10 protein-coding genes are annotated in these 12,306 nt (G+C 63.1%); 7 read left to right on the top strand and 3 right to left on the bottom strand.

From position 1 onward, the window contains the following. Positions 1–19: 19 nt before the first annotated feature. The 3 genes from AC4LFW_RS11295 to AC4LFW_RS11285 are packed head-to-tail and all read right to left on the bottom strand — an operon-like array spanning position 20 to position 2,381. Positions 20–934, bottom strand: a complete 915-nt coding sequence (locus tag AC4LFW_RS11295; protein WP_491819185.1) for a 5-oxoprolinase subunit C family protein — start codon at positions 932–934, stop codon at positions 20–22. Next, the gene (gene pxpB / locus AC4LFW_RS11290; RefSeq protein WP_491819183.1) at positions 931–1,635 is read right to left on the bottom strand and encodes a 5-oxoprolinase subunit PxpB; all 705 of its coding nucleotides are present in this window, start codon (positions 1,633–1,635) and stop codon (positions 931–933) included. Before pxpB ends, AC4LFW_RS11295 begins: the two co-directional genes overlap by 4 nt. Further along, complete coding sequence (locus AC4LFW_RS11285; RefSeq protein WP_491819181.1) at positions 1,632–2,381, bottom strand: 5-oxoprolinase subunit PxpA; 750 nt, start codon at positions 2,379–2,381, stop codon at positions 1,632–1,634. Before AC4LFW_RS11285 ends, pxpB begins: the two co-directional genes overlap by 4 nt. Positions 2,382–2,580: 199 nt before the next feature. Here AC4LFW_RS11285 and AC4LFW_RS11280 point away from each other — a divergent pair, with 199 nt between their 5' ends. The 7 genes from AC4LFW_RS11280 to lysS all read left to right on the top strand — a co-directional run bounded on the left by AC4LFW_RS11280 (position 2,581) and on the right by lysS (position 12,280). Continuing rightward, complete coding sequence (locus tag AC4LFW_RS11280) at positions 2,581–3,108, top strand: winged helix DNA-binding protein (RefSeq protein ID WP_491819179.1); 528 nt, start codon at positions 2,581–2,583, stop codon at positions 3,106–3,108. A gap of 33 nt (positions 3,109–3,141) precedes the next feature. Then, positions 3,142–4,857 carry a single-stranded-DNA-specific exonuclease RecJ gene (gene recJ, locus AC4LFW_RS11275; protein ID WP_491819177.1) on the top strand — a complete coding sequence of 572 codons (1,716 nt, stop codon included), beginning with the start codon at positions 3,142–3,144 and terminating at the stop codon, positions 4,855–4,857. A 136-nt stretch (positions 4,858–4,993) separates the two neighbouring features. Beyond that, complete coding sequence (locus AC4LFW_RS11270) at positions 4,994–7,090, top strand: molybdopterin-dependent oxidoreductase (RefSeq protein WP_491819176.1); 2,097 nt, start codon at positions 4,994–4,996, stop codon at positions 7,088–7,090. Positions 7,091–7,376: 286 nt separating this feature from the next. Next, complete coding sequence (locus AC4LFW_RS11265; protein ID WP_491819175.1) at positions 7,377–8,486, top strand: NADH:flavin oxidoreductase/NADH oxidase; 1,110 nt, start codon at positions 7,377–7,379, stop codon at positions 8,484–8,486. Positions 8,487–8,516: 30 nt separating this feature from the next. After that, positions 8,517–9,281, top strand: a complete 765-nt coding sequence (locus tag AC4LFW_RS11260) for a tellurite resistance TerB family protein (protein ID WP_491819174.1) — start codon at positions 8,517–8,519, stop codon at positions 9,279–9,281. 153 nt (positions 9,282–9,434) lie between these two features. Continuing rightward, positions 9,435–10,530 (top strand): peptide chain release factor 2 gene (prfB, locus tag AC4LFW_RS11255; protein ID WP_491819173.1). Its coding sequence is split into 2 segments (ribosomal slippage): positions 9,435–9,506 and positions 9,508–10,530, totalling 1,095 coding nucleotides; the frame shifts between segments, so codons are not numbered across the junction. 247 nt (positions 10,531–10,777) lie between these two features. After that, positions 10,778–12,280 carry a lysine--tRNA ligase gene (gene lysS / locus AC4LFW_RS11250; protein ID WP_491819172.1) on the top strand — a complete coding sequence of 501 codons (1,503 nt, stop codon included), beginning with the start codon at positions 10,778–10,780 and terminating at the stop codon, positions 12,278–12,280. The last annotated feature ends 26 nt before the right edge of the window (positions 12,281–12,306 follow it).

The following is a 12,306-nucleotide window of genomic DNA, read 5'->3' as shown; positions in this document are numbered from 1 at the left end:
TGGCTGAGCTCCGCAGCCATCATGTCCATTGGTTGCGTAAAAGCCTCTGCTCGCGTTGTGCCGCTTCGAGGGCAACTGGCTTCAGCTCGACCTGCGTGCCCGGCATGCATTGCGCCAGCCGGGCGACGGCCAATGGCGTCAGTGCGCCCAGGCGCGGATAGCCGCCGATGGTCTGCCGGTCGTTGAGCAGAACGATGGGCTGGCCATCCGGCGGAACCTGGATGCCGCCCAGTGGTACGCCTTCGGAAATCATCGATTGTCGCGAGCTGCGCAACACGGGTCCGAGCAGGCGCATACCCATGCGGTCTGCGCGCTGATCAACCGTCCAGGCGCAATTGAAGGCATCGAACAGGCTCTGGCCGCTGAAATCACCGTTCTGCGCGCCAAGCACTACGTGCAGCTGGGCGGCGGCAAACAGAGGGGGCATTTGTTGAGCGGTCAGTTCGCGCGGCATGGTTGCTTGGCCTTGCCAGGTCAGCCGGTCGCCTTCGGCCAGCGGTTGGCCGTCACCATGCAGGCCTCCCAAGCTCTCCCGACGCACTGTGGCGCAGCTGCCCAGCAGTTGCGGAGCAGCAAATCCCCCGGGGGCTGCAAGGTACGCCCGCACGCCTTGCTGGGGTGCGCTGAAGCTCAGGCGCTGGCCCTTGCGTATGGCGAAACTGCGACCCGGCGCGATGGGCTGACCTTCGAGCGTCGCGCCGAGGTCGGCCCCGCACAGGCCGAGGCAGGTGTCCGCTTCGGCGAGCAGGCAAAAGTTGCCCAGGGTAATCTCGATCGTCGCGGCCGTCAGCGGATTGTCCAGCAACCAGTTGGCCCATCCCTGTGATAGCCAGTCGGCGGCGCCACCCTGGGTAACGCCGAGGTGTCGCACACCGAACCGGCCGCCATCCTGGAGGCTGGCCAGCGCGCCGCTGCGTTCGATGAGCAGGCTCATGGCGCCACCTCGAAGGGAGTGTCATCCCCGCCGAGGCGGACGAACTCGGCGCGATCGATGGGCTCGAAACGCACCCGGTCACCGGGTTGCCAGATGCTGTAGCCGTCCAGATTGCGGTCAAACAGGCGGGTCGGGCTGCGGCCGATGAGGTTCCAGCCGCCAGGAGATACGAGTGGGTAGATGGCGGTCTGGCGGTCGGCGATTCCCAGGCTGCCGGCCGGGACCTGTTTGCGCGGTGTCTGCAGGCGCGGGCTGGCGAGGCATTCGTCGACCAGCCCCATGAAAGCAAAACCTGGCGCGAAACCCAGCGCGAATACCTGGTAGGGACGCGCGCTGTGACGCTCGATTACCCCGGCAACCCCGAGGCCGCTGCGTTGGCCCAGAGCTTCGAGTTCCGGCCCGACGCTCTGGTCGTACCAGACCGGGATATCCAGCTCGCGTGCCTGGCCGCTTGCGTCCGGTTGCAGGTCATGCAGAGCGTCGCCGATACGCTGTCGCGCCTGATGATCATCCAGTTGCGCCAGATCGTAATGCACCAGCAGCGTCGTATAGGACGGCACCAGATCGATCAGCGCCGCGCCGAAGCTCTCGCGCAGCCGCTGCGAGGCCGCGAGCAACCAAGGCATGTGGGCCTCGTCGATTTCGTCGAACAGGCGCAGCATCAGGCAGTCAATGCCGACTACTTCGATTCGCGGGGTCATGCCTCGAGGTCCTTCAGGGCTTGCCGAATACGCTGGACCGCGGCGATGGAACCGGCGTTATCGCCGTGTACGCACAGGGTGTCGGCGCGCAGGACCAATTCGGAACCGTCGCTGGCCGTGAGCGACTCGCCTCGCGCCAGCTTCAAGGCCTGGGTCGCCACCGTTTTGGCATCATGATGAACGGCGCCCGGCAGGCCGCGGGAAACCAGCATGCCGGCAGCGTCATAGGCGCGGTCGGCGAACACCTCGAACCACAGCGTCAAGCCCAATTCATTAGCCATAGCCTGTACGGCACTGTTGTCCCGGGTGGACATCAACATCAAGGGGAGCGACGGGGAATAGAGCGTCGCCGCCTTCATCACCGCTCGCAGCAGCTCGGGCTTGCGCATCATGTCGTTGTACAACGCGCCATGCGGTTTGACGTAGCTCACCTGGGTGCCTTCGGCGCGGCAGATGCCATCCAGCGCACCGATCTGATAGAGCAGCATGTTCTCCACTTCGTCCGGGCTGCAGGCCATGGAGCGGCGCCCGAAGCCGACCAGGTCCGGGTAGGCCGGGTGCGCTCCGATCATCACATCGTGCTGGACTGCCAGCGCCACGGTGCGCCGCATGATCTGCGGGTCCGAAGCATGGAAGCCACAGGCCACATTGGCGCAATCGATGAAAGGCATGACTTCGGCGTCCAGGCCCATGGTCCAGGCGCCGAAGCTTTCGCCGATATCGCAATTGAGAAGTAGACCGTTCATACCAATCCTCTCTGGCGGCTGGCCCGATCCGGGGTGCTGGTGAGTGAGGGGAAAATACGATGATAAATTATCGATGATTTATCAATAAGTTTTTGGTGTTAACGCTTGGGCCGGTCGTTTCCGGTGCGTTGCTGTATGCTTGCTGACCCGATTCATCCGGGCGGCATTGTGCTTCGCCCCTCAGGTCATGGTCTGCAAGATGGTTGATGCCAAATCCCCCCGTCCGTTGCGATCGTCCATCGTCGCCTCGGCTCATCTCGCCGAGCAGTCGCAGGAACTATCAGAGCTGGAGTACGGCATCATCATTGCCAGTGCCGCGCTGATGCGCTGGATGGAGCGCTGCATGAAGGCCTCCGGTGCGGTGGAGATGAATGCGCTGGACGTTATGGTGCTGCACAACCTCACCAGCCGAGGCCGTGCCAAGCGACAGGCGGACATCTGCCTTCTGCTCAATATCGAGGACACTCACACCGTGACCTACGCCCTGAAAAAGCTTGGCAAACTCGGCCTGGTCGAGGGCGAAAAGCAGGGCAAGGAGATGTTCTACCGGACCACGGAAAAGGGCCGTGAGCTATGCCAGGAGTACGCCGACATTCGCAAGGAATGCCTGATCGCCTCCTTCGAAAACCTCAATATCGACCCCGACGAGATCCACCGTCTCGCCGGGATGCTGCGCGCCATGTCCGGCCTCTACGACCAGGCCGCGCGCGCCGCTACATCGCTTTGACTCACTTCACGCAGCACGCCGGATAACAGATAGATGCGCATCGAACCCCGACCACTCCCAGAACAGCTCCCCGACCTGGGCGATCTGCCGCCGCTGCTGACGCGTCTCTACGCAGCCCGTGGCGTGCAGTCGATCAGCGAGCTGGACAAGGGCCTGGCGCGGTTGATCCCCTATGGCCAGCTCAAGGGCATCGATGCCGCCGTGGTATTGCTGGTCGAGGCGCTGGAGAGTCGGAAACGCATTCTATTCGTGGGAGATTTCGATGCCGACGGCGCCACCGCCAGTACCGTGGGCGTGCTGGGGCTGCGGCAACTGGGCGCCGCGCATGTGGATTATCTGGTGCCCAATCGCTTCGAATATGGCTACGGGCTGACGCCGGAAATCGTTGCCGTGGCGCTCGAGCGCCAGCCTGACCTGCTGGTGACCGTGGATAACGGCATTTCCAGCGTGGACGGCGTAGCAGCGGCCAAGGCAGCGGGGCTCAAGGTGTTGGTCACCGACCATCATCTGCCTGGCACTGAGTTGCCTGCGGCCGATGCCATCGTCAATCCCAACCAGCCGGAATGCGCATTTCCGAGCAAGTGCATCGCCGGCGTCGGCGTCATCTTTTATGTGCTGCTGGCGTTGCGTGCCGCGTTGCGCGAGCGTGGATGGTTCAGCCGCAACGGCTGGTCGGAGCCGAACCTCGCCGAGTTGCTGGACCTGGTCGCTCTTGGCAGCGTCGCCGACGTGGTGCCGCTGGATGCCAACAACCGCATTCTCGTTCATCAGGGCCTGGCGCGGATCCGTGCAGGGCGCGCGCGTCCTGGATTGCGCGCAATTCTGGAAGTTGCCGGCCGGGACCACAGCCGTATCACCTCGACGGACCTTGGGTTCATCCTCGGTCCGCGACTGAATGCGGCGGGTCGTCTCGATGATATGGCGCTGGGCATCGAATGCCTGCTCTGTGAAGACGAGGCGCTGGCGCGGGACATGGCGGTGCAGCTGGATCAACTCAATCAAGACCGCAAGGGCATCGAACAGGGCATGCAGCGTGAGGCGCTGGCCCAGCTGAAGGACCTGCCGATCGAAGACATGCCGTTCGGCCTGTGCCTGTTCGAACCGGACTGGCACCAGGGAGTCATCGGCATTCTCGCTTCTCGGCTCAAGGAGCGTTATCACCGCCCGACCATCGCCTTTGCCGATGCAGGGGAGGGCGTGCTCAAGGGATCGGCGCGATCGGTGCCTGGCTTTCATATCCGCGATGCGCTCGATGCCGTCGCTGCGCGCCATCCGGGGTTGATCAGCAAGTTTGGCGGCCATGCCATGGCGGCGGGTCTATCGTTGCCGGAAGCGAACTTCGGCGCCTTCGCGGCGGCGTTCGACGCTGAGGTGCGGCGTCAGCTGTGCGAAGACGACCTGACCGGGCGCCTGTTGACCGATGGCCAATTGAGCATCGAAGAATTCCATCTCGAACTGGCCAAGGCGCTGCGCAATGCCGGGCCTTGGGGGCAGCATTTTCCCGAGCCGGTGTTTCACGGCGTGTTCCAGCTGGTGCAGCAGCGACTGGTCGGCGAGAAGCACCTGAAGATGGTGCTCAAGAGCGAATGTGGCTCGCTGACCCTCGATGGCATCGCCTTCAACATCGACCGTGAGCTCTGGCCCAATCCCACCGTGCGCTGGGCCGACCTGGCTTACAAGCTGGACGTAAATGAGTTCCGCGGTCGCGAAAGCGTGCAGCTTCTGGTGGCGCACATCGCAGCACGTTGAACCCTGCGCGGCTCCGGCAGAAGAGAATGATCTGCCTGCTGAATCGCTGGATATTTGCCGGGGTGTCCTTGATTGTTGCCCGCTCGACATCTGCCTAGAGTGATGGGATTACAAAAACAATCCTCCGGAGCCTGCGATGAGCGAAGCGACCCGGCACCACCGTGCCTGCCACCTGTGCGAGGCCATCTGTGGCCTGACCATCGAGACTCGTGACGAGCAGATACTGTCCATCAAGGGTGACCCGGAGGACAGTTTCAGCCGCGGCCACATCTGCCCCAAGGCCGTGGCGTTGCAGGACATCCAGAACGATCCGGACCGCCTGCGTCATCCGATGCGTCGTGTCGGCAGCGAGTGGCAGGCGATCGAGTGGGACGAGGCGTTTGCGCTGGTCGCCGAGCGCCTGGCCGATATTCGCGAGCGTCACGGTAACAATGCAGTGGCCGTCTATCAGGGCAACCCCAGCGTGCACAACTATGGGCTGATGACCCACAGCAACTACTTTCTCGGCCAGCTGAAAACGCGCAATCGGTTTTCAGCGACCTCGGTCGACCAGCTACCGCACCACCTGACCAGTCTGATGATGTATGGCCACGGCATGCTGATTCCGATTCCCGACATCGATCACACCGACTTCATGCTGATACTGGGCGGCAATCCGCTGGCCTCCAACGGCAGCATCATGACCGTTCCGGATGTGGAAAAGCGTCTCAAGGCCGTACAGGCACGAGGCGGCAAGCTGGTGGTGGTCGACCCGCGGCGCAGCGAAACCGCCGCCATCGCCGATCGGCATCTGTTCATCCGCCCGGGTGAAGATGCGGCGCTGCTTTTCGGCCTGCTCAACACGCTATTCGACGAAGGCCTGACCCGCGCCAGCCATCTTCCTGTGGATGGGCTGGACGTTCTTCGTGCGGCAGCGGCGCCGTTCACGGCCGAGGCGATGGGCCCGCGCTGCGGCGTACCGCCCGAACACATTCGCCAGCTGGCGCGAGATTTCGCCGCTGCGGACAAAGCGGTCTGCTACGGCCGCATGGGTGTCTCGACCCAGGCATTCGGCACGCTATGCCAGTGGCTGGTTCAGTCGATCAACCTGGTCACTGGAAATCTGGATCGTGTGGGCGGCGCGCTTTGCACGGAGCCGGCAGTGGACCTGGTCGCGAACACCTCGGGGGGACACTTCAACCGCTGGCAGAGCCGTGTGTCGGGATTGCCGGAATACGGCGGCGAACTACCGGTGTCGGCGCTGGCCGAGGAAATGCTGACCGAAGGGGAAGGACAGGTTCAGGCACTGGTGACGGTTGCCGGCAACCCGGTGCTTTCGACACCCAACGGCCGGCAGTTGGAGCAGGCGCTGGATGGGCTGGAGTTCATGCTCAGTATCGATTTCTACATCAACGAGACCACCCGTTACGCCGACCTGATCCTGCCACCCACCGCGCCCCTGGAGCACGATCACTACGACACCACGTTCAATGTCTTTGCGGTGCGCAACGTCACCCGCTTCAACGAAGCGGTGCTACCCAAGCCTGCAGGTGCGCTACACGACTGGGAAATCTTTGTCGGGTTGGCCAAGGCGTTCGCGGCGCGTATCGGAGGCGATCTGAAGCCCACCATGGCGCCAGAGCGGATGATCGACCGTGGCTTGCGTACCGGCCCGTATGGTGAGCAAAGCGAACTGAACCTCAGCCTCTCCAGGCTGCGTGATTATCCACACGGGCTCGATCTCGGTGCGCTGAAGCCGAATCTGGCCGGGCGGCTGAAGACCGAGGGTCAGCGCGTTCAGGCCGCGCCGTCGCTGTTTCTCTCGGATGTGCAGCGTTTTGCGACGGCGGCCAGTGTCTCCACCGATCAGTTGGTGCTGATCGGTCGCCGTCATGTGCGTAGCAACAACTCATGGATGCACAACTATCACCGACTGGTGAAGGGCAAGCCGCGCCACCAGCTGCTGATGAACCCAGCGGATCTGAATCGGCTTTCACTGCTTGACGGACAGCGTGTGCGGGTTCGCTCGCGGGTCGGCGTGATCGAAGTCGAAGTGGCCGCCAGCGACGAGATGATGCCCGGTGTGGTCAGCCTGCCCCATGGCTGGGGCCACGGCCGCGCCGGATCGCAGCTGGAGATTGCCAATCGCCAGCCAGGCGCCAGTGCCAACGACCTCACCGACGAGCGCCAGCTTGATGCCTTGTCGGGAAACGCCGCGCTCAATGGCGTACCGGTAGAGGTAGAGGCAGCGTAACCGGGAGGGCGTTGCGGCGAGAAGGACAGGCCTGTCCTTTTCTGTCGTTCCAACCGCACCAGAGCTAAGCCGGAGCGGCGATCTGTGACAGGCCCCGACCCGGCCGTCTGGAGTTCTCTCGTCGTTTATGCACGTGCGCCAAGGGAATGACCGGCCCGGCCCCGGTCCTTGGGCTGCAACACCCGGTCACCGATCGGACAGCAAACAGCACCGGGCTGAGCAAAGTCGCCGAAACAGTCTGTACTGAAGGATGTCCAAAGTCGCATCCATCGCAGTCGAGGTTTCCATGACACAGCTCTTCCAGCCGCTCACCCTGCGCCAGCTGACCCTGCCCAATCGCATTGCCGTATCGCCCATGTGCCAGTACTCGGCCAAGGCCGGGATGGCCAACGACTGGCATCTGGTGCACCTGGGCAGTCGGGCCGTCGGTGGGGCGGGACTGGTCATCATCGAAGCGACAGCGGTAACCGCCGACGGACGGATTTCACCCGAGGATCTGGGCATCTGGTCCGATGAGCATGTCGAGCCGCTGCGACGCATTACCCGCTTCATCGAGGCCCAGGGCTCGGTTACGGGTATTCAGCTGGCCCACGCCGGGCGCAAGGCAAGCACCTGGCAACCCTGGCTCGGGCGGCACGGCAGCGTGCCCATCGCAGCGGGTGGCTGGACGCCGGTGGGCCCGTCGAATATCGCCTTCGATCCCGAGCATGCAGTGCCTACTGCGCTCGATGAGACTGGGATCGCCGAAGTCATCCAGGCGTTTGTCCGTGCCGCCGAGCGTTCGCTGGCGGCGGGCTTCAAGATCGCGGAAGTCCACGCCGCGCACGGCTATCTGTTGCATCAATTCCTGTCGCCGCTATCCAACCGGCGGCAGGACGCCTATGGCGGATCGTTCGACAACCGTATCCGGCTGCTGCTGGAGGTGACCGAGGCAGTCAGGGGCGTATGGCCCGACGAGCTGCCGTTGTTTGTCCGCCTTTCGGCAACCGACTGGGTCCAGGACGGCTGGAACGCCGAAGAGACAGTGGAACTGGCGCGCCGGCTGAAGGTTCTCGGCGTGGACCTGATCGACGTCTCTTCCGGCGGTACCGCGGCCAACGCGGAAATTCCGGTGGGCCCCGGTTATCAGACCCAGTTCGCCGAGCAGGTGCGTCGCGAGGCAGGGATCGCCACCGGCACGGTCGGCATGATCACCGAGGCGGTCCAGGCCGAACACATTCTTCGCACCGGCCAGGCGGACCTGATCCTGCTGGCCCGCGAGCTGCTGCGCGATCCCTACTGGCCGTTGCATGCCGCCGAAGATCTGCGTGACAGCGCGGTGCCATGGCCCGCCCAGTATGTCCGGGCAGCCCATCGCAATACGCCGATCCGGCAGGTTCCCGGTTCACTCGAGTGACCCCTCTTCAACAGTCATATAGGTATTCCCATGAAAACCAGTGGTTTGCTCGATCAGCTGCTCAAGTCCGGACAGGACCTGTTGCAAAAGCAGCAAAGCTCGGTGACCCGTTCAACTCCGTCGAAAAGCAGTGGCTCGCTCGGTGACATGGTCTCTGGCGCGGGCGGGCCGCTCGGCAGCCTGCTCGGCGGGGCGGGCGGAACCGGAAAAGGTGCGCTCGCGACCGGTGCACTCAGCATGTTGATGGGAAGCCGCAGAGGACGCCGCATGGGTGGCAAGGCTGTCACCTATGGTGGCCTGGCCGCGCTGGGCATGCTCGCCTACAAAGCCTACGGCAACTGGCAGGCGCAACAGGCGCAGCGGGGTGGCGCCGGGGAAGCTCAGCCGAACACCGCCCAGACGGAGCCAAAGACGGTGGACCGTCTGCCACCCTATCAGGTGGAAGAGCACAGCCGCGCCATCCTCAAGGCGCTGGTCGCTGCGGCCAAGGCCGACGGCCACGTCGACGAGCAGGAGCGCAAGATGATCGAAGCCGAGCTGGCCCAGCTCACCGAGGATCCTGAATTGCAGCATTGGCTGGAGACGGAGCTGAACAAGCCGCTGGACCCGGTGGAAGTGGCTGCGGCCGCTGCCACGCCGGAAATGGCCTCGGAAATGTATCTGGCCAGTGTGTTGATGGTGGACGAAGAGCAGTTCATGGAGCGTGCTTATCTGGACGAACTGGCTCGCCAGTTGAAGCTCGAGGCGGGATTGAAAGCCGAACTGGAAAGCCAGGTGCGTGGCGTGTCTGCCTGATCGCGCTCGGGGCGGCCCTCGCGCCGCCTCCGTTCGCTCCGCTCCCGCTGCTTGACAATTGCCCACCCGGCCGTCCCGCGTGGGCTGTCAGCAGCGGTCTGCTGCGCTATAATCGCCGGCTTTTCGCACCGTCCGATTGAGAGCTGCCTACCTATGGAAATCAACCCGATCCTCAACAGCATCAAGGACCTGTCCGACCGCACCCTGTCAATTCGGGGGTATCTTTGACTACGATCAGAAGCACGATCGTCTTGTCGAAGTAAACCGCGAACTCGAAGACCCGAACGTCTGGAATAACCCCGAGTACGCCCAGAACCTCGGCCGCGAGCGCGCCACCCTGGCGCAGATCGTCGAGACCATCGATGACCTCGACGGCGGCCTGGCTGATTCACGCGACCTGCTCGACATGGCCGTCGAAGAAGACGACCAGAGCGCCGTGGACGACGTTGCCGCCGAGCTCGACCGCCTGCGTGGCATCCTCGAAGGGCTGGAATTCCGCCGTATGTTCAGCGGCGAGATGGACCCCAACAACGCCTACCTCGACATCCAGGCCGGTTCCGGCGGCACCGAAGCCCAGGACTGGGCGAACATGCTGCTGCGCATGTACCTGCGCTGGGCCGACAAGCACGGCTTCGACGCCACCATCATGGAGCTGTCCGAGGGCGAAGTTGCCGGCATCAAGGGTGCGACCCTGCATATCAAAGGCGAGTATGCCTTCGGCTGGTTGCGCACCGAGATCGGCGTGCATCGCCTGGTTCGCAAGAGTCCGTTCGACTCCGGCAATCGTCGCCACACCTCGTTCACCGCGGTGTTCGTTTCGCCGGAAATCGACGACAACATCGAGATCGAGATCAACCCGGCCGACCTGCGCATCGATACCTACCGCTCCTCCGGTGCCGGTGGTCAGCACGTAAACACCACCGACTCGGCTGTACGTATCACCCACGTACCGACCAACACCGTGGTCAGCTGCCAGAACGAACGTTCCCAGCACGCCAACAAGGACACCGCCATGAAAATGCTGCGGGCCAAGTTGTACGAGCAGGAAATGCAAAAGCGCAACGCGGCGTCCCAGGCGCTGGAAGATTCCAAGTCCGACATCGGCTGGGGTCACCAGATTCGCTCCTATGTGCTCGACCAGTCGCGCATCAAGGATTTGCGCACCGGCGTCGAGCGCAGCGACTGCGACAAGGTGCTGGACGGGGATATTGACGAGTACCTCGAAGCCAGCCTGAAACAAGGCCTGTAAGCTACTGCGCTTGTTCATTCTGGGTTGAAAAACGGCTCGGACGGTGGCTTGCCACCGAACGCCCGGAGGGTGGCCCGAAAGGGCGAAGGTAATGAGTACTGCTCATTTACAACACGTTAACTCCGCGACCTCGCCGTTTTTCGCCTTGCCTGACCTGCGCTCGCTACGCTTACAGACTGCACGGCCACTGACATTAGCTAGCCATTCACGGGTCAAACACGACCCGCGCGACCGGAATAAATTGACCATGAGCGAACAACCGCTGAACCAGCACGCCATCCAAGAGGAAGAAAACAGCCTGATCCTTCAGCGCAAGGAAAAGCTGGCCGCCGAGCGCGCCAAGGGCAACGTTTTCCCCAACGACTTCCGCCGCGACAGCTATTGCAATGATCTGCAACTGAAGTTCGCCGACAAGACTAAGGAAGAGCTGGCAGAAGCGGCGATCCCGGTGAAGGTAGCGGGGCGCATCATGCTCAACCGCGGCGCCTTCATGGTGCTGCAGGACATGACCGGGCGCATCCAGGTCTACGTCAACCGCAAGACGCTGCCGGCCGAGACGCTCGAAGCGATCAAACACTGGGACCTGGGCGATATCATCGCGGCCGAAGGCACCCTGGCGCGCTCCGGCAAGGGCGATCTGTACGTCGAGATGACCAGCGTACGCCTGCTGACCAAGTCGCTGCGTCCACTGCCGGACAAGCACCACGGCCTGACCGACACCGAGCAGCGCTACCGCCAGCGCTACGTCGACCTGATCGTCAACGAAGAGACGCGCCACACCTTTCGCGTGCGCTCGCAGGTGATCGGCCACATCCGCAAATTCCTCAACGAGCGCGACTTCCTCGAAGTCGAAACGCCGATGCTGCAGACCATTCCTGGTGGCGCGGCAGCCAAGCCGTTCGAAACTCATCACAACGCCCTGGACCTGCCGATGTTCCTGCGTATTGCGCCGGAGCTCTACCTCAAGCGGCTAGTGGTTGGTGGCTTCGAGCGCGTCTTCGAGATCAATCGCAACTTCCGTAACGAAGGCGTTTCGACCCGGCACAACCCCGAGTTCACCATGCTCGAGTTCTACCAGGCGTACGCCGATTACGAAGACAACATGGACCTCACCGAAGAGCTGTTCCGCGAGTTGGCGCAGCTGGTGCTTGGCAGCACCGACGTGCCCTACGGCGACAAGGTATTCCACTTCGGCGAGCCCTTCGCGCGGCTGTCGGTGTTCGATTCGATCCTCAAGTACAACCCGGAGATCAGCGCTGCCGACCTGCAGGACATCGACACTGCCCGCGCCATCGCCAAGAAGGCTGGCGCCAAGGTGCTCGGCTTCGAGGGGCTGGGCAAGCTGCAGGTGATGATTTTCGAGGAGCTGGTCGAGCACAAGCTGGAACAGCCAACCTTTATCACCCGTTACCCGTTCGAAGTTTCGCCGCTGGCACGTCGCAGCAATGACGACCCCAACGTTACTGACCGCTTCGAGCTGTTCATCGGCGGCCGTGAGATCGCCAACGCCTACTCCGAGTTGAACGATGCTGAAGACCAGGCCGAGCGCTTCCATGCGCAGGTCCGCGACAAGGATGCCGGCGATGATGAGGCGATGCACTTCGACGCCGATTTCGTCCGCGCCCTGGAATACGGCATGCCGCCGACCGCGGGCGAGGGTATCGGCATCGACCGCCTGGTGATGCTGTTGACCGACTCACCGTCGATCCGCGACGTGATCCTTTTCCCTCATATGCGCCCGGAAGCCTGACAGCAGCGGTCGCCGCCCGGTCTGAT

The sequence above is a fragment of the Stutzerimonas sp. C6.4V genome (assembly GCF_058536345.1).
The sequence above is the reverse complement of the archived record's forward strand: the minus strand, read 5'-3'. Positions and strand labels throughout refer to the sequence as shown.